Genomic DNA, 17,503 nt, shown 5'->3' with positions numbered 1-17,503 from the left:
AACAGTTGCGGTCGCCCGACCTTCAGAACTCGCTCGCGCGGTCGATCCACGTCGCGGCGCGGTTCTCGCCGACGCTCGTCCCCTCGGCCACCGTGGCGGCGTCCGCGTCGGCGAGGTCGCCGACCGTCTCGATGCCGATCTCCGCGAGGCGCTCGGCGTACGCCGGGCCGATCCCCTTGATCTCCTCGACGCTCGGGCCGCGGTCGTCGGCGTCGGTCTCGGTGGCGGCCTCGTCGGCGTCGGTCTCGGCGGCGGCCTCGTCCGCGCCCGTGGCCTCGTCGTCCTCGGCGTCGTCGATATCGGCCTCGTCGTCCTCGGCCGTCGCGGCCTCCGCCGGCTCGGCCGCCGTCTCGGCGGCGCTCGCGGCCGCCTCCTCGTCGACGAGCGACTCGGTCGAGGCGGCGGCCTCCGTCTCCGCGGCGACCGGCTCGTCGTCGTCTTCCTCGGACTCCTCCTCGTCCGCTGCGGCGGCCGCCGACCCGGTCTCGTCCGCCGGTTCGTCGTCCGCTTCGGGCGCCTCGGCGGCCGGCTCGGACTCGGCCGGCGGCTCCGATTCGCGCTCGACCGTCACTTCCGTCTCGCCGGACTCCCGCTCGCCCGAACCGCTCCCGAATCCGAGCTTCTCTTTGAGCTTCTGGAGTAGAGCCATTGCCGGCGGCTACACGTGCGAGATATTTAAAAACCGTCTCCGACGCAACCGACCGCCGTCACCGTCCCGCCGGTTTATAAGTGCGATCAGCCCGTTCCGGTGGTATGGACGTTCTCAACCCCGTGATGTGGTCGGTCCACGTCGGCTTCGCCGTCCTCTGGGTCGGCAGCGTGCTGTTCGTCACTCTCGCGGTCCTCCCGCCCGCGCTCCGCGGTGACATCGGCGGCGACGCGCTCGGCTCGGTCGTCGGCCGCCTGCGCTGGATCACCCGGATCGGCGCGGTCGCGTTCGTCGCCACCGGCGGGCACATGGCCGGGACGCTGTACACGTTCGAGGCGCTGACGGGGACGCCCCGCGGCCACCTCGTGTTGACGATGCTCGGCCTGTGGTTCGTCGGGACCGGGCTCGTCGAGGTCGCCGGCTCGAAGCTGGCGGAGGGGCTCGACGCCGGCAAGCTCCGCGAGCCAGCCCGCGACGCTAAACCCTTCCTCTACGGCGCGTCCGCCGTCTCCGTGGGGCTCATCGTCACCGCCGGGCTGCTCGCGAGCCCGGGATTGGTTTAAAAGGGCTTAGTTCGGGTAGTCGGTTCTTTTTAAGATGCCGTTGCTCGCTTATAAATAGCTGACAGCAGATCGGCGGTGAACACTTCCAAAGCCCCAGCCGTGAGGCGGGCGCACGCTCGCTGTGTTCCTCGGTCGCTCACTCCGTTCGCTCCCTGCGGTACTTGCTTCGCCTGCGCCCGCCTCACGGCTGCCCCTTTGAGTCCCGCCCCGCACCGCAACCGCACCGCACCTCATACCTCCCCAGCCTCGTCGCTGGCCCCTCCGCTTCGCTCCGGCGCCAGCGACTCCCTCGCGGACGGTTCGCGGCCGCCGGTGGCGGCCGCTCACCGGCGCGCCACTGTATCGTCTATTTATAAATAACTTGCCGCCGCGTCACTCCAACTCCGCGCGCAGCGCCGCGTTCATCGCGTCGACCGGCGCGTCCTCGTCCGTCCAGATCTCGAACGCCTCGACGCCCTGATACAGCAGCATCCACGCGCCGTCGACGGTCGTCGCGCCCGCGGCGGCGGCCTCCCGAAGCAGCCGGGTCTCGATCGGCGCGTACACCGCGTCGAGGACCGCGAGGTCGCCGTGGAGGTGCTCCGCGGGGACCGGGGTCTCCTCCGGCGCCTCCATCCCCACGCTCGTCGCGTTGACGAGCAGGTCGGCGGCCGCGACGCGGTCGCTCAGGTCGTCGAGGCCGCCGCCGGTCGCGTCCGGCACGTCCTCGGCCAGTTCGACCGCGCGCTCCGCGGTCCGGTTCGCGACGTGGACCGCCGCGCCCGCGTCGGCGAGCGCGAACGCCGCCGCCCGCCCCGCGCCGCCCGCGCCCACCACGAGCGCGTCGCGGCCGTCGACGGCGACGTCGTGGTGCGCGAGCGCCCGCGTCACCCCGGCGGCGTCGGTGTTGTGCCCGCGCGGGCGGTCGGCCTCGCCGGTCCGGACCGGTCCGTAATCGACCGTGTTGACCGCGCCGATGCGCTCGGCGAGCGGGGCGGGGTCGACCGCGCTCAGCGCGTCTCGCTTGAACGGCACCGTCACGTTGAGCCCCGCGACGCCGAGGTCGACCGCGCCCGCGATAGCCGCGGCCGCCGCGTCGGCGTCCGGCTCGAAGGTGACGTACCGGGCGTCGAGGCCGAGCGCCTCGTAGCCCGCCTCGTGCATCGGCGGCGACAGCGAGTGGCCGACCGGGTTCCCGATCAGTCCGTACACGTCCATGCCCGCTCACGCGGCCGCGACCGACAAAAGGCGGTCGGTCGGTGGTGGCCCCTCTCGTCTGTTTCCGACCGCGCTCTCACTCCCGCTGCCCTTCGGCGTCCCGCTCCGCGTCGATGACGTCTTCGAGGGTCTCGGTGCCGACGTCGCTGGCGACCTTGACGCCGACGAGCGACACGACGATGCCGCCGACGATGAACGCCGCGAGCTGCTGGACCGGCGTCATCGTCATCCCGTACACCGACAGCGGCTCGTGGATCGCCTCCTGCGCGAGGAAGTAGCCCGCGAACCCGCGGACGACGAGGGCGACCGCGCCGATGACGAACGGGAGGTTGAGGTACGGCGTCCGGATCCCCTCGTCGCGGATCAGCTCGTCGAGGAGTCGCCCCACGGCCGCGGTCACGCCCGCGACCGCGAACCACGGGACCGCCGCGTAGGCGAACTCCACGACCTCGACGAGCCGGGGCGATCCGGGGTTCAGGTCCGAGGCGGCGAGGAAGCCGAAGAAGCCGCCGACGAGGGCGAGCCCGCCCGCGACGACGTACGTCACGACCGACACCTGCCCGGCGTACAGCGCCTCGCGGACGCGCTCCGGCATCCCCGCCACGAACCGGTCGATCGCGAGGCCTTTATAAAGGAGCGCGGCGCCGAGCAGGCCCGCGACGCCGGCGATCGCCTCGCCGGCGGAGAACCAGGCGAACAGCGCGGGGACTAGGAGGAGCGCGACGCCGAACGGCACGAGGATCGTCGAGCGAAGCTGCTCGTCGGCGAGGAACTGCTTGAGCAGGTAGTAGGTGGACTCGATGTCGCGGGCCTGTCGGACGACGACGCGGTCGACGGAGTCGACCGGGATCCGCGACTCGACGACGGGGAGGACGCGCTCGTCCTCGGCGGAGTCGACGACGACGATCGCGGCCCGCGGGTCGTACCGGTCCACGAGGTCGTCGAGCTGGGAGGCGATAGAGCGGTCGGCGCCGACCGCCGTGTCGCTCTCGGCGGAGACGACCGCCACGACCGACTCCTCGCGCTCGTCCCTGAGGTCGCGGGCGACGCGCAGCGACTCCAGCAGGCAGTTCACGCTGGCGTCCTCGGGGTCGTCCAGCCCGGCGTCCGTGACCAGCGACCGGACGGCCTCCCAGCCGGCGACCGGCATCGGGACGTTGGTGGCGCGACCGATCGCTCCGGACCGGTCGACGCAGATGACCAGCGTCGTCACGTGTCGTCCCACACCGCGACCGGACAAAAATCCTCCCCGTCTCCGGCCGCGCGGCGTTCCGCGCTCGCGGACCCGCTTCCGCCCGTTATCGGAACTCCACGTCGATGTCGCCGCCGTCGTCGACGAAGGCGTCCGAGACGCCGCTCCCGGCCGCGAACGCGACGCGCTCGGCGCCGATACCGAGCCGCTCGGCGAGCCCGCGCTCGGGGGTGAACTCCTTGACCTCCGGCTCGGCCCCGAGCAGGTCGGCGAGCCGGTCCTCGACGTCGTCCTCGGTGCCCAGCTCGTCGACGAGCCCCAGCTCCGCGGCGTCGTCGCCGAGGTACACGCGCGCCTCGGTCTCCCGGATCGCCTCGGGGTCCATGTCGCGCCCCTCGCTCACCGTCTCGACGAACTGCTCGTAGTAGCCGTCGATGATCCCCTGGAGGTACTCGCGCTCGTCCTCCTCGATCTCCTTCAGCGGGACGCCGGCGTCCTTGTACTCGCCCGCCGTGAACTGCTCGTAGGAGATGCCGAGCTTGTCCGCGAGCCCCTTCGCGTTCGGGCGGGAGCCGACGACGCCGATGGAGCCGACGAGGCTCGCCTCGCGCGCCCACAGCTCGTCGCAGCCGCTCGCGATCCAGTAACCGCCGGACGCGCAGGTGTCGGTCGCGTACGCCACCGTCGGCCCGTCGAAGTCGGCGGCGGCCCGCCGGATGTCGTCGCTCGGGACGACCTCCCCGCCGGGGGTGTTGAGCTCGACGAGCAGCGCCTCGACGTCCTCGTCCTCGTCGGCCGCCTCGATCTGTTCGACCACGTCGTCGGCGGTCGCGCCGCTCGGGCCCGACAGCGGCGAGGGTCGCCCCTGACGCCGCCGGATCGGCCCCGACACGGTCACCTTCGCGGTGTTGTACTCGTCCGCGTCACCGAACCGCCCGCCGGTGAGTCGCCCGAGGAGCGCGCGGCCCGCGATCGTCGTCGCCGCGCCCACCGCGGCGGCCGCGAGCAGCCCCTTCCGTCCGTTCGTCGGCGCGTCGTCCATACCGGCGGTAGGGAACGCGGACGGTTATATACTGGCGTTGTGGAAATCGGCGGCGGCGGAGTGCGCTGACGGATCCGACGCAGACACCGCGGCCGCCGTTCCATCGAACGGTTGTTCCGCGCCGTTCCGAACTGGGCGTTTTATTTTGGACGACGTGGTACCGGTCAGCGATGAGCGACGGGCAACGGTCATCCCCGGGGACCGAACGGTGGCGCTTCGAGGCCGACCGCTGGGACACCTGTTGGCCGACGGTGAGGGACGGAACGGTGTACGTCGGGAGCACCGACGGGACCGTGTACGCGGTGGACGCGGCCGACGGGTCGGCACGGTGGCGCTTCGAGACTCAGGGGCACTTCGCCACGACGCCGGTCGTAGCGGGCGAAACGGTATACGTCGGGCACCGGTCGGGAGGTCTGTATGCGATAGACACGAAACACGGGACCGAACGGTGGCGCTTCGACGGTGGAAAACGGCCGATCGTGGCGGACGCGACCGTGTACACCGGCGGCCGTACGGACGGGTGTCTGTACGCGCTCGACGCCGCGACCGGAGACGAACGGTGGCGTTTCGAGACCGACGGGTACGTCCAACGGTCGGTGAGAACGGCCGACGGGACCGTCTACGTCGGAAGCCACGACGGCAGCCTGTACGCCCTGAACGCGACCAGCGGGATCGAACGGTGGGGCTTCGAGACCGGAGACCTGATCCGGAGTCCGCCGGTGGTCGCGGAGTCGACGATATACGTCAAGAGCGGCGACGGGAATCTGTACGCGGTAGACGCGAACGACGGGACCGAGAAGTGGCGCTTCGCGGTCGGAGTCGGGGACGCTCCATCGGCGGTAACGGGATCGACGGCGTACGTCGGGGGCGGCGACGGAACCGTGTACGCGGTGGACGCGAGAGACGGGATCGAACAGTGGCGGTTCGAAACCGAGGGGGAGTTCCGCTTTTCTCCCGTCGTGGTCGATTCGACGGTGTACGTCGCGAGCAGCGACGGGACCGTGTATGCGGTGGACGCGAACAGCGGGACCGAACGCTGGCGCTTCGCTGTCGGAGGAGAGATCCAAACCGCACCGACCGTGGCGGATTCGAGCCTGTTCGTCGGCGGCCACGGCGGGATCGTGTGTGCGGTGGACGCGAACGACGGGACCGAGGAGTGGCGTTTCGAGGCCAGCGCCGGGGACTGGTCCGTGGCGACGCTGACGGACTCGACGGTATTCTTCGGGAACTATAACGGGAACGTGTACGCCGTAGCCCGGACCGAAACGGGCCGCTCCGGCGCCATAGAGGTGAGGGACCGATCGGACCGGACGGGGGACGTGGAGCCGGCTGAGATGCAGGCCGGGAGCTGCGAGAGCTGTGGTGCGGATCTGCCCGCGTCCGGCGAGTCGGAGTTCTGCCCGTCGTGTGGAGTCCACCGGACGTGTCGAAACTGCGGGATGAACTTCGCCGAACGCGGGCTCGACGACCCGGCGTACTGCCCGGAGTGCGGGGCCGAGCAGTAATCGCACCTCGGCCTATATTCCCGGCGCCGTCGGTCGTCACGGCCGGTCCTTCCGCTTGACGGGGGCGACGCTGTCGACCGAGAAAAACCGCAGAAAACCGCGTCGGAACCGGGGGAATCGACCGACTTACAGGAGGCCGGTCTTCTGGAGCTTCATCAGGTCCTCGGTGTCGAGCGTCTCGCCCTCCTTGAACTTCTGATAGATCTCTTCGGCCTCTTCCTTCTCTTCCTCGCGCTTCTCGGCGCGCTCGTCCTGCCGCTCTTCCTCCTCCTTCTTGTCGAGCTCGCGCAGGCGCTTCTGGACGCGGACGAAGTCCTCGTGGTGGCGGTCGGCCGCCTCCTGGGCCTCGACGAACAGCTCGTGCATCTCGTCGGCCTCGTCGCGGATGTCGTCGGCCTCGCGGTAGGCCTCGATCATCTGGTTGTGGTGCTCCTGGGCCTTGTCCGCGAGCTCCGTCACCTTCTGGTGGTGCTGGGACGCCTCGGAGCGGACCTCCTCGGCCTCCTCGACGAGCTCGTCGAGCTCGCTCGTGTCGTCGACCTTCTCCTTCTTCTCGGCGAGCTTCTCGCGTTTGTCGTCGATCTTCTCGATCAGCTCGCGCTCGTCCTCCGCGTCGAGCACTTCGGTCTGCTGGCGGAACTCGAGGTCCTCGATCTCCTCTTCGAGCTCCTCGATGGACTTCCCGGAGCCGAGCTCGAGGTCCTGTTTGAGCTCCTCGACCTCGTCGAACAGCTCGTTGGCCTCGGCGTTGAGCTCGTTGCGCTTGTCCTTGTGTTCCTGGACCTGCTCGTTGAGCTCGTCGCGCTGCTCGCGGTGTTCCTGGGCCTCGTCGACCTTCTCGCGCGTCTTCGCGTTGAGGTCGTCGCGCTTGGAGGCGCGCTCGGACGCCATCTGGTTCAGCTCGTTGCGTCGGTCTCGCAGCTGGCCGGCGCGTTTGATGAGCTGACCCTTGGAGCCGTTCTCCAAGTCGTCCTCAGAAAGGTCCACGTTGTCCGCCTCGTCCATCGGTTCCACGTCGTACTGCTCGATGACTTCTTCTTTCGTTACCATTTGTTATCTCTCCATCACCGCTCCGGCGATAGCGGACGCTCGCTGTGGTGCGTCGGGCCGTCTGCAAGAACTCCCGTTCATTTCAGCGTGCGATTCCACCAGCGCCAGAGGCGTTCTGGTACCCGCAACTACCCCCGGGCGATACATAAATACTTCGGTGATTTTCGTGTACACCGGTGTCACGGAGCGTGTAACGGCCGATTTCCGTGGTTACGGTTCACACGGTCGTCGGCCGCGGCCCGCCTCTCTCGCCGTCCGTCGTCACGATCCGTCCTCCTCGTCGACCGCGTACGAGAGGACGACGCCGTCGTCGAGCCGCTCCGTCCCCGTGAGCGTCAGGTCGGGGAACTCCTCGGTGAACCCCGCGCCGTCCGCCAGCGTGGGCGCGTCGCGGCCGCCGATCACGAGCGAGCCGACGTAGACGTGGAGCTCGTCGACGACGCCGGCCTCGAAGCAGGAGAAGATCACCTCGCCGCCGCCCTCCACCATCAGGCGGTCGACGCCGCGGTCGGCGAGCCGATCGAGCCCCTCGGCGACGTCGACGCGCTCCTCGCCGGCCACGATCACCTCCGCCCCGGCGTCGGTGAGCGTCTCCCGCCGCTCCCGGTCGGTCGCGGCCGACACGAGCAGGTACGTCGTCGCCGCGTCGTCGAGGATCCGCGCGTCGGTCGGCGTGCGCCCGGTGGAGTCGACAACGACGCGGGCGGGGTCGCCCGACCGCCCGTTCCGCAGGCGCTCGACGCGGCGGTCCTCCTCGTCGAGCGTGAGGTGCGGGTCGTCCGCGAGGACCGTCCCGACGCCCACGAGCACCGCGTCAGCGGCCGCCCGGACGCGGTCGACCCGGTCGAAGTCCTCTGATCCGGAGATCCGGAGCTGCTCCCGGCGGCGGGTGGCGAGCTTCCCGTCGACGCTCTGGGCCGCGTTGACGACCACGTGCATACGCGAGGGTCGTCCGGACGCGGAATGGTCGTTTCGGTCGGGGAGGTCTGCGCGACCTTCGACCGCGGCGGTCGCCCCGACCCAAAGCGTATCCGGCGCGAGGCCGAACCGGACCCAATGAGAACCTCGACGATCGTGGTCCTGATCGGCGTCGCCCTGTTCCTCCTCCCGATCCCGGGCACGTTCATCCTCGGCGCGCTGGTCGTGCTCGCCGGGCTCGCCGCCCGCCTGTTCGGGCTCTGACCCGACACGGTTTCCCGGGAGCCGACCGTCCGACCGGCCGTGTCCGACCCAACCGCGCACCACGTCGGCGTCACCGTCGCCGACCTCGACCGCGCCGTCGAGTTCTACGCCGAGACGTTCGACCTCGACGTCGTCGCCGAGTTCTCGGTCGGCGGCGACGCCTTCGCCGAGGCGGTCGCCGTCGAGGGCGCCGCGGCGGAGTTCGCTCATCTCGACGCCGACGGCGTCCGCCTCGAACTCGTCGCGTACGATCCGGACGGCGGCCCGGCCGCCGAGCCCGAGCTGAACCGGCCCGGCGCGACCCACTTCGGGCTCACCGTCGACGACGTCGAAGCGTTCTACGCCGACCTCAGGGACGACGTCGAGACGCTGAGTCCGCCTCGGACGACCGAGAGCGGGACGACCGTCCTGTTCGTTCGCGACCCGGAGGGGAACCTGATCGAGGTGCTCGACGCCTGAGGACAGTTCCGGACCGCGCGGACCGTGCGCCGGCCTATCCCGTCATCGACTCGCGCAGCACGAGCAGCGACGTCGGGACGCTCACGGCGACGAGTCCGTAGACGCCGCCGAGGATCGGTTCGACGCCGAACTCGGGACCGAGCAGGTAGCCGGCGCCGAAGCCGATCGGATCGAACACCAGCGCGAGGACGACGATCTGTGCTTGGAACGACAGCGCCTCGAACCAGCGGGGAAGGAGGGCCATTGCGGTCCCGCGTTCAACGGTCAGTCAAATAAAACTTCGAGAAACCGCGCCGCGGTCTGCCGCGGTTCGGGCTACTTCACCTTCGTACCCGGTTCGGCGTCCTCGTAGGTGGTGAGGAGGTCGGCCTCCTCGCCGGCCGCGAGGACCATGCCGTTCGACTCGACGCCGAACAGCTCCGCCGTCTCCATGTTCGCGAGCACGATAACCTTCGTGTCGGGCAGGTCGTCGACGTCGTGGAGCTGCTTGAGCCCCGCGACGATCGTCCGGATCTCCGCGCCCAGATCGACCGTGAGCTTCACGAGGTCGTCGGCGCCCTCGATTCCCTCGGCCGCTTCGATCCGCCCCACGCGGATGTCCAGTTCCTGGAACTCGTCGAAGCTGATGCGGTCGTCGCTGAGGGGTTCGATATCGGTCACGTCGGTGTCGTCGGTGTCGGTTTCGTTGTCGTCGCTCTCTTCGTCCGTCTCGTCGCCCTCACTCCCGTCGCCGTCGTCGCTCTCCGACTCGGCGACGCGCGCTTCGAGCTTCTCGTTCAAGGACTCGACGCGCTCGTCTTCGACCTGCTCGAACAGCTCGGTCGGCTCGCTCAGGTCGCCGGCGGGCCCCTCGCGTGCGGCCTCGACCGTCGCGTCGTGGACGGTGCCGGGCTCGCCGAGCTGGTCCCAGAGGCGCTCGCTCTTCTCGGGGGCCAGCGGCTCGAAGAGGACCGCGATCGCCTTCGCGAGCGCGACGCAGTCGTAGATGACCTGCTCCGCTTCCGCGGGCTCCTCGTCGACGAGCTTCCACGGCTCGTTGCGCTGGATGTACTCGTTGCCGAACCGCGCGAGGTCGGTGACGGCGTCGCCGAGCGCGCGGACGGAGTAGTCGTTGACCGCGGCGGCGAACTCCTCGACCGCCTCGTCGATCCGCGCCGCCACCTCGTCGCTCGGGGCGTCGGCGTCGGGGCCGTCCTCGTAGTTGCGGTGGGCGAACAGCAGGGAGCGGTAGAGGAAGTTGCCGACGGTCCCCACCAGCTCGGTGTTGACGCGCTCGGCGAACTTCTCCCACGAGAAGTCCACGTCCTGCTGGAACCCGCCGTTGGTCGCGAGGTAGTAGCGCAGCGGGTCCGGGTGGAACCCCTCGTCGAGGTACTCGTCGGCCCAGACCGCGCGGTCGCGGCTCGTGGAGAACCCCTTGCCGTCGAGGGTGACGAAGCCGGACGCCAATACCGCGCGCGGCTCCGCGTGGTCGGTCGCCTCCAGCATCGCGGGCCAGAAGATCGTGTGGTGCTGGATGATGTCGCGGCCGATCACGTGGACGATCTCGCCGCCCTCCGGATGCTCGTCGCTGACGCCCTCCTTCCACGCCGTCTCCCAGTCGAACGCGTCGGCGCCGACGCGCTCGGAGTACTGCTTCGTCGAGGAGATGTACTCGATCGGGGCGTCGACCCAGACGTAGAGGACCAAATCCTCCGGGTTCTCTCCGGGGTAGTCGACCCCCCAGTCCATGTCGCGGGTGATACACCAGTCCTGAAGCCCCTGTTCGATCCACTCGCGGGGCTGGTTGCGGGCGTTCGAGGTGCCTTCGAGGCGGTCGAGGAAGTCGGAGAGGTAGTCGGCGAACTCGGAGACCGCGAAGAACTTGTGGGTGCGCTCGCGGTACTCCGCGGGGTTGCCGGTGATCGTCGACTCGGGGTCCTCCACTTCTCCGGGTTCGAGGTGGCGCTGGCACCCCTCGTCGCACTCGTCGCCGCGGGCGTGCGCGCCGCAGTACGGGCAGGTCCCCTCGACGTACCGGTCGGGGAGGTACTGGTCGTCGACGGGGTCGTACGCCACCATGATCTCCTTCTCGTAGAGGTGGCCCGCCTCGTCGAGGTCGCGGACGAGCTCCCGGGTGATCTCGGTGTTCGTCTCGTCGTGGGTGTGGCCGTAGTTGTCGAAGTCGACGTTGAACTTCGGGAACGTCTCGGCGTACTGCTCGTGCCAGTCGAGCGCGAACTCCTCGGGCGAGACGCCAGCCTGCTCGGCGTTGACCGCGACCGGCGTCCCGTGCATGTCGGAGCCGGAGACGAACGCGGTCTCCTGGCCGAGTCGTTCGAGTGCGCGGCTGTACACGTCGCCGCCGACGTAGGTGCGGAGGTGGCCGATGTGGAGGTCGCCGTTGGCGTACGGCAGTCCACAGGTCACCACCGCGGGCGCGTCGGTGGGGAAGTCGTCGTGGCTCATGTGATGTGTGTCGTGTGTCGGTCGATCGGGTCTAAAGCCCGCTGGTTCGGGGCCGACGCGGATCGCGCGGGTCGCGAGGGGGTTTGCGCGGTCCGCGAGGGGGTTTGCGCGGTCCGCGAGGCTGTCGACGGCCCGGGCGCTGCGGAGAGGCGACGGGATTCGCCGCCGCGGCGGCGTCGACCGCGTTACCGGTCGGCGACGACGCGACGGGTCCGCCCGTCGCTAGGAGGAGCGCATCCGCATCCCGGGCCGTCGGATCCGAGTCACACCCCTCGATTCGTGCGGTCCGGTCTAAAAAGCGTCGGCGGCGGTCGGTCCGCGGCGGGCCGCGGGCGGCCCGCACCGGCTCACAACAGTTCGCGGACGATCCGCGCGGCCTCGGCCGCGGTCGGCGCGAGGACGTAGACGATCGGTTCGACGCCGACCGCGCCGGTCTGGTAGGCCACGAGCGTCTCCGAACCGGCCGGGCGGTCGGCCGCCGCGACCGCGTCGGCGACGGCCTCGCGGGTCGGTCGCTCCGCGTCGAACTCGACGGTCGGGTGATCGGCCGCGAGCGCCTCGACGGTCCCCGGGTCGTACCGGAGATTGACCGCGCCGCGGACGTCCGCGCCCGCCTCGCGCGCCGCGAGCAGCACCGTCGCGACGTGTTCGCTCACGCCGAACTCCGGCTCGCCGGGCACCATCGCCCGGCCCTTCACGTCGACGAGCCGGCCGGGGACCGCCGCGACGTCGTCGACGGTGGCCGCGTCGGCGAGACACTCGGCGACGTTCGCGCCGACGTTCGGGATGAGCCCGGCGAACCCGGAGGCGTTCGTCAGGGTCCGGAGCCCGCGCCGGACCGAGGTGAGGACGCGCTCGCGCTCGCGGAGGCCGCTGTCCGGGTCGTGGACCGAGAACTCCACGTCGGCGTCGGCGAGCGCGGGCATGGCCGCCTCGTGGAGGTCCGCGAGGAGGTCTCCCTCCTCCAGCTGGCGGATCAGCACCTCGATCTCGACGAGCGCCGCCACGGGCGTGAGGTCGCCGCTCGCGAGCCCCTCGCCCACGCGCTCGACGAGGTCGCGCACGCGCTCGTCGCCGACGATCCGCTCGTGTCTCGCCACGTCGCCGGCGGCGTACTTCGAGACCGCGGACTGCGAGATGCCGAGCGCGTCGGCGACCTCCGACTGCGTGAACCCGCGGTCGCGGAGGTCCTCGGCGAGCATCGAGCGGACGGTCGGCAGGAACTCGTCGACGACGACCTCCTCGATGAACCTCATCGCTCTCCGCCCTCCGAGCCCGCCGCCCGGTCGCCATCCTCGCCCGCGAACTCGGGGTCGTCGCCGATCCGCGACGCCTGCGGCCCGTCCTGTCCCTGGTACTTCGAGCCGCGTTCGGCGCCGTACGGGCGCTCTGCGGGCCGCTTCAGCTCCGTGAAGGTGAGCTGCGAGACGCGCATGCCCGGCGACAGCGCCACGGGGGCGGTGCCGAGGTTCGACAATTCGAGGGTGATCTGGCCCTCGTAGCCGGGGTCGCACAGACCGGCTGTTGCATGGACCACGATCGCGAGCCGCCCGAGCGAGGAGCGCCCCTCGACGTGCGCGACGAGGTCGTCGGGGATCGCGACGCGCTCGGCGGTCGTCCCGAGCACGAAGTCGCCGGGGTGGAGGATGAACTCGTCGCCCTCGTCGACGGTCGTCTCGGTGACGTACTCGCCCACCTCGCCCGCGTCGGTGGGGTGGATACAGGGGATGTTGGTGCGCTGGAACTCCAGGAACCGCTCGCCGAGCCGCAGGTCCACGCTCGCGGGCTGGACCTGCTGGTCGACGTCGTCGAGCGGCTCGATCGCGAGGTCGCCCTCGGCGAGCCGGTCGAGGATGTCGGCGTCGGACAGGATCATACCGAGACGGGGAGCGCCGGCGGCTTAAAAACTCCCGAATCCGCGGTCGCGGCGAGCGCGGCGGGACGTTCCGGTGCGCGTCAGACCGCCGCGAGCAGCAGCGCGACGGCGGCGAAGACCGTCGCCACGCCCGCCGCGGCCCCGCGGTCGAGGTCGTGTTCGGCCTCCAGTCCGCCGACGACCACCACCCACTGGACCGCGATCCCGACCGCGGACGCGACGAGCAGCGGTCCCGTCGCGCCCGTGAGGGCGGCGACGATCTCGTTCGAGAGCGCCTCGAACGTCTCCCCCGAGATCGCCGCGTTCGAGAGCGCGTACCAGATCGCGGCGAGCCCGGCGGCGAGCCGGAGCAGCTCGACGCCGATCGCCCACCCCGCGATCACGAAGGAGTCGCCGACGGAGCCGGAGCCGCCCGCGACGCGCGCGCCGACGTGGAGCGCGACCGCGAACAGCGCCCACCAGAGCGGGACCCCCAGCAGCCCGTAGTGGAGGTAGCCGGTCGCGGCGTCGCGTAGTTCCTCCCCCGCGTCGACCTCGACGCGCTCCGGCTCGTCGCACTCCTCGGCGAAGACCGAATCCGAGTCGTCGCCGAACGCCTCGCAGGTCGACTCCGGGGGGCGGTCCGGGTTGTCGACGGTGATCTGCTGGTCGACGGTCGCGTCGAACACGGCCCCGAGCGCGAGGATCCCGACGCTGGTGCCGATCGTGACGACCACGACGAGCGCGACCGCGACCCCGCCGGCGCGGGGGGAGTCGAAGGCGTCGCGGACGCGGTCGATGAGGCTACCGGGCAGGCTCGCGAGAGCGGAGAGCGGGGAGGGCATCGCCGGGGAATCGGCGGCGACGGACAAGTGCTTTTCCGGTCGCGGTTCGGGCGGGGGAGCGGCGTTTCAGCCGAGCCGCGTCACTCCCGGTCGAACTCCGGCTCCCGTTCCGCGTCGGTCTCCGGCTCCGCGCCGTCTCCTTCCGCCTCGCTCGCGGCGGTCTCATCCGCGTCGGCGTCGCTCGCGGCCGCCTTCCGCGCGCGGTCGGCCGCCAGCTCGCGGTCGATGTCGTCCTCGACGTACCCGGTCGACTCCACGGTGACGACGTTGCCGCCGCCGGGGTCGACCACCATCACCTCCTCGCCCTCGTCGATCTCGCCGTCCATCGAGCGCGCGGAGTAGTGGGGGTTGAACCCGCCGCCGGAGAGCTTCACCTCGCCGCCCGTGGGGGTCACCCGCTCCGTGACCGTCCCCGTCTTCCCCTTCAGCGAGTCGCTGTCGCTGGTCTGCTGCTGCCCTTTTCCGCCGTAGAGGTCGAACTCGTGGTAGCCGTAGAACGCGGCGGCGCCGAAGGCGAGCGTCAGGAGCGCCATGAGCAGCGTGAGGAGGGCGCCGGCGACGCCGAGCGAACTCAACACGAGCCCGCCGAGCCCCGCGCCGATGAGCGCGATGCCGACGACGATGAAGTTCGCTCCCGGGGCGAGCGCCTCCGCCATCGAGAGCAGCAGCCCCGCGGTCAAAAGCAGGAGCGGGAGGGTGTCCGGCGAGAGGAGCCCGGACTGTGCGAGCGCGTTCATGTTCGGTCCTACGGCCGCGGCCTGATAAGTGGTGCGCGCGCCCGCGGCGTCGGTCGGGTCGGCCGCCGTCGGTGCGGGTTCGCGCCCGAGCGGCGACGGTCGCGTTCAGAACCCGACCAGCAGGACGCCGACCGTGAGCGCGACGCCGAGGACGACGAAGACCGCGTGTTCGAGGGTGACGTCGCCCGGCTCTATCGGCTCGTCCGCCGGCGTGGCGGTGTCCTCGGTGACCCCGTCCGGGCCGACGTCGTCGACCGCGAAGCGCCACTCGCGCCCGTCGTCCGCGCTCTCGTCGCCGGCGTCGTTGGCCCGGCTCCGCTCGCCGAACTCCGCCGACTCCGAGGCGTCGGGGGGGTGCCCGGTGCCGGCCCACTGGCCCGGTTTGTTGGTCCTCGTTGGGACGAAGCAGCTCCGTAATAAAATGATGGGGGGGGCCGGCGGGCGGGTGGGGAAGGGCGGTCTGGTCGGGTGAGACGGTCGGGTCGGGTGAGACGGTCGGGTCGGGTGAGACGGTCGGGTCGGGTGGGATGGTCGGAGCGGTCGGTGCGTTCGGGTCGGGCGACCTACCGATCTCGGGCCGCCCGGAGCACGTCGCCGTCGTAGACGACGCCGCGCTCGCCGTCGACGGTCACCGTGGTGCCGTCCGCGACGGACTCGGGCAGGCCGGCGCCCGAGACCATCGGGACGCCGAGCTCGCGGGCGACGACGGCGGGGTAGCCGGTCATCCCCTCGCGGGCGTCGATGATGCCGGCGATCCGGTCGAGGTCGCCGGAGAACTCGCCGTCGAAGTCGGCGCCGAGCGCGACGACGCAGCCGTCCGGCAGCGCGTCGAGGTCGCCGTCTTCGGTCCGGTGAACGGGGGCGGCGACGCGGCCGGCGACGACCGCCTTCCCGGTCACGACCGTCTCGGCGGCGACGTGGACCTTCAGGGTGTTCGTCGTGTTCGTCCCCTCGAACTCGGTGAGCATGCCGGAGAGGACCACGAGGGTGTCGCCGGACCTGGCGCCGCCGCGGTCGAGCGCGGCGTCGACCGCGTTGTCGAGGATCCCCTCCATGTCGTCGGCGTACTCGGTCAGGACGGGGCGGACGCCCCACGAGAGCGCGAGCTGGCGGCGGGCACGGTCGTTCGGCGTCGTCGCGACGACCGGGACGCCCGGCCGGAACATGGCCGTCTTGCGCGCGGTGAAGCCGGACTCGGAGACGGCGACGACGGTCGACGCGCCGATGTCGCGCGCGAGGTAGCGCGCCGAGCGCGCCAGCGCCTCCGTGCGCGAGCCCTCCTCCGCGGTCGGGACGCGCTGCTCGCGCGTCTCCGCGTACTCGTCGCTGGCCTCGATCTGCCGGACGATCCGGTCCATCGTCTCCACGACGTTGACGGGATCCTCGCCGACGGCGGTCTCGCCCGACAGCATCACGGCGTCGGTGCCGTCGAGGACGGCGTTGGCCACGTCGGACGCCTCCGCGCGGGTCGGTCGCCGCGAGGAGACCATCGAGTCGAGCATCTCCGTCGCGGTGATGACGGGGACGCCCTCGTTGACGCAGGTCCGGATGATGCGCTTCTGGATCACGGGCACGTCCTCTAAGGGACACTCGACGCCGAGGTCGCCGCGGGCGACCATCACGCCGTCGGCGGCGTCGACGATCCCCTCCAGGTTCTCGACCGCCCCGGCGCGCTCGATCTTCGCGACGATCGGGATGTCGGCGCCGCCGCGGGCCTCCAGCTCGTCGGCGATCTTGTACACGTCGTCGGCGTCGCGCACGAAGGAGGCGGCGACGAAGTCCGCGTTCGTCCGGGCCGCGAGGTCGAGCTCCGCCTCGTCCTCGGGCGTGATCAGGTCGACGTCGATGGCGACGCCGGGGAGGTTCACGCCCTTCCGCGAGCCGAGCTTCCCGCCGGAGACGACCGTCGCGACCACGGACTCGCCGTCGACGCGCTCGACGCGGCACTCGATCCGGCCGTCGTCCAGCAGGATCGTGTCGCCCGGTTCGGCGGCCCCGATCGAGTGGGTGAGGCCGACGCGATCGGGGGTCGCGTCGTCGCCTTCGAGGAAGGTGACCTCGGAGTCGGTCGCGAGCGAGATCGGTTCGTCGATCTCGGCGGTGCGGACCTCCGGGCCCTTCAGGTCGACCATCACCGCGAGCGGGTCGTCGATCTCCTCGTCGACCTCGCGAGCGCGCTCGATCACCGTCTCCCGGTGGTCGGTCGTTCCGTGGCTGGCGTTGAGTCGGACGACGGACATCCCCGCGTCGGCGAGGCCGCGGATCGTGTCCCGGTCGTCCGAGGCGGGACCGATCGTACAGACGATCTTGGCGTTTCGCATACCGCCGGGTTCGACGTAGCGGCGGAAAAAGGCACCCGGTTGAGTCGCTCCCGAGTGAACGTTCGTGAGGAACGGTCGCACAGCCGATTCCGGACTCGGACTGCGGCGACCATTTATAAATAAACACGCGGTTGGCGCGTGCCTGCGAGCGGCCGGCAGGCCGCGAGCAGCACGCGCGAGGGAGTCGGGCGCTCCGAGGGCGACCGGAGGGAGCCCGAAGGATGCGCCCGACGAGGCTGGGGAGGCATGAGGTGCGGTCGCTGTGCGGTCGGGGTGGGACTCAAAGGGGCAGCCGCGCGGACGCCGTAGGCGACGTAAGCACCGCAGGGAGCGAGTGAAACGAGCGACCGAGGAGCGCAGCGAGCGTACGGCGTCCGCGCGGCTGGGGCTTTGGAAGTGTTCACCGTCGATCCGTTGGCAGCCATTTATAAATGAGATAATGAGACGTTGGAGGGGAC

General features: G+C 70.8%; 18 protein-coding genes. 4 read left to right on the top strand and 14 right to left on the bottom strand.

Features of this window, described 5'->3' with window-relative positions; genetic code table 11:
- Nucleotides 1–22 precede the first annotated feature (22 nt).
- The gene (locus AC4NMM_RS06785; RefSeq protein ID WP_491923888.1) at nt 23–649 is read right to left on the bottom strand and encodes a helix-hairpin-helix domain-containing protein; all 627 of its coding nucleotides are present in this window, start codon (nt 647–649) and stop codon (nt 23–25) included.
- Between the two features lie 104 nt (nt 650–753).
- Between AC4NMM_RS06785 and AC4NMM_RS06780 the strand changes: the two genes are divergently transcribed.
- On the top strand, nt 754–1,212 hold the full coding sequence (locus AC4NMM_RS06780) for a transporter (protein ID WP_096393724.1): 459 nt from the start codon (nt 754–756) through the stop codon (nt 1,210–1,212).
- Nucleotides 1,213–1,584: 372 nt separating this feature from the next.
- Here AC4NMM_RS06780 and AC4NMM_RS06775 read toward each other — a convergent pair whose 3' ends face one another.
- The 3 genes from AC4NMM_RS06775 to sppA all read right to left on the bottom strand — a co-directional run bounded on the left by AC4NMM_RS06775 (nt 1,585) and on the right by sppA (nt 4,643).
- Complete coding sequence (locus AC4NMM_RS06775) at nt 1,585–2,409, bottom strand: shikimate dehydrogenase (protein ID WP_096393723.1); 825 nt, start codon at nt 2,407–2,409, stop codon at nt 1,585–1,587.
- A 76-nt stretch (nt 2,410–2,485) separates the two neighbouring features.
- Nucleotides 2,486–3,622 carry a DUF373 family protein gene (locus AC4NMM_RS06770; RefSeq protein WP_096393722.1) on the bottom strand — a complete coding sequence of 379 codons (1,137 nt, stop codon included), beginning with the start codon at nt 3,620–3,622 and terminating at the stop codon, nt 2,486–2,488.
- A gap of 85 nt (nt 3,623–3,707) precedes the next feature.
- On the bottom strand, nt 3,708–4,643 hold the full coding sequence (gene sppA / locus AC4NMM_RS06765) for a signal peptide peptidase SppA (protein WP_096393721.1): 936 nt from the start codon (nt 4,641–4,643) through the stop codon (nt 3,708–3,710).
- 170 nt (nt 4,644–4,813) lie between these two features.
- Between sppA and AC4NMM_RS06760 the strand changes: the two genes are divergently transcribed.
- Nucleotides 4,814–6,148 carry an outer membrane protein assembly factor BamB family protein gene (locus tag AC4NMM_RS06760; RefSeq protein ID WP_096393720.1) on the top strand — a complete coding sequence of 445 codons (1,335 nt, stop codon included), beginning with the start codon at nt 4,814–4,816 and terminating at the stop codon, nt 6,146–6,148.
- Nucleotides 6,149–6,274: 126 nt separating this feature from the next.
- On the opposite strand, the gene AC4NMM_RS06755 is transcribed toward AC4NMM_RS06760, so the two are convergent.
- Nucleotides 6,275–7,198 carry a coiled-coil protein gene (locus AC4NMM_RS06755; protein WP_004596565.1) on the bottom strand — a complete coding sequence of 308 codons (924 nt, stop codon included), beginning with the start codon at nt 7,196–7,198 and terminating at the stop codon, nt 6,275–6,277.
- Between the two features lie 261 nt (nt 7,199–7,459).
- The gene (locus AC4NMM_RS06750) at nt 7,460–8,137 is read right to left on the bottom strand and encodes a 2,5-diamino-6-(ribosylamino)-4(3H)-pyrimidinone 5'-phosphate reductase (RefSeq protein ID WP_096393719.1); all 678 of its coding nucleotides are present in this window, start codon (nt 8,135–8,137) and stop codon (nt 7,460–7,462) included.
- A gap of 117 nt (nt 8,138–8,254) precedes the next feature.
- On the opposite strand from AC4NMM_RS06750, the gene AC4NMM_RS06745 reads away from it, so the two are divergent.
- Together AC4NMM_RS06745 and AC4NMM_RS06740 are read left to right on the top strand one after the other, a co-directional pair.
- A complete protein-coding gene (locus tag AC4NMM_RS06745; RefSeq protein WP_197702923.1) occupies nt 8,255–8,380 on the top strand; it encodes a transporter in 126 nt (41 codons plus the stop codon).
- Nucleotides 8,381–8,419: 39 nt separating this feature from the next.
- Nucleotides 8,420–8,839: a VOC family protein gene (locus AC4NMM_RS06740; RefSeq protein ID WP_491923887.1), complete on the top strand. Its 420-nt coding sequence runs from the start codon at nt 8,420–8,422 to the stop codon at nt 8,837–8,839.
- Nucleotides 8,840–8,873: 34 nt separating this feature from the next.
- Here AC4NMM_RS06740 and AC4NMM_RS06735 read toward each other — a convergent pair whose 3' ends face one another.
- The 8 genes from AC4NMM_RS06735 to pyk form a co-directional block, all read right to left on the bottom strand.
- Nucleotides 8,874–9,083 (bottom strand): DUF8141 family membrane protein, encoded by a 210-nt coding sequence (locus AC4NMM_RS06735; protein WP_491923886.1) that lies wholly within the window; start codon nt 9,081–9,083, stop codon nt 8,874–8,876.
- 71 nt (nt 9,084–9,154) lie between these two features.
- Nucleotides 9,155–11,287: a methionine--tRNA ligase gene (gene metG / locus AC4NMM_RS06730; protein WP_491923885.1), complete on the bottom strand. Its 2,133-nt coding sequence runs from the start codon at nt 11,285–11,287 to the stop codon at nt 9,155–9,157.
- 347 nt (nt 11,288–11,634) lie between these two features.
- Nucleotides 11,635–12,543, bottom strand: coding sequence for a thiamine-phosphate synthase family protein (locus tag AC4NMM_RS06725; protein ID WP_096393714.1), 909 nt, complete (start codon nt 12,541–12,543; stop codon nt 11,635–11,637).
- A complete protein-coding gene (gene dcd, locus AC4NMM_RS06720; RefSeq protein ID WP_491923884.1) occupies nt 12,540–13,163 on the bottom strand; it encodes a dCTP deaminase in 624 nt (207 codons plus the stop codon). Before dcd ends, AC4NMM_RS06725 begins: the two co-directional genes overlap by 4 nt.
- Nucleotides 13,164–13,243: 80 nt before the next feature.
- A complete protein-coding gene (locus AC4NMM_RS06715) occupies nt 13,244–13,987 on the bottom strand; it encodes a YIP1 family protein (protein ID WP_491923883.1) in 744 nt (247 codons plus the stop codon).
- Between the two features lie 80 nt (nt 13,988–14,067).
- Nucleotides 14,068–14,724, bottom strand: a complete 657-nt coding sequence (locus AC4NMM_RS06710; protein WP_096393711.1) for an NfeD C-terminal domain-containing protein — start codon at nt 14,722–14,724, stop codon at nt 14,068–14,070.
- Nucleotides 14,725–14,829: 105 nt separating this feature from the next.
- A complete protein-coding gene (locus AC4NMM_RS06705; RefSeq protein ID WP_491923912.1) occupies nt 14,830–15,147 on the bottom strand; it encodes a DUF7312 domain-containing protein in 318 nt (105 codons plus the stop codon).
- A gap of 140 nt (nt 15,148–15,287) precedes the next feature.
- On the bottom strand, nt 15,288–17,045 hold the full coding sequence (gene pyk, locus AC4NMM_RS06700) for a pyruvate kinase (RefSeq protein WP_491923882.1): 1,758 nt from the start codon (nt 17,043–17,045) through the stop codon (nt 15,288–15,290).
- Between the last annotated feature and the right edge of the window lie 458 nt (nt 17,046–17,503).

It is taken from the genome of Halorubrum sp. SD41 (assembly GCF_058630335.1).
This window is presented reverse-complemented; position numbering and strand designations above follow the sequence as displayed.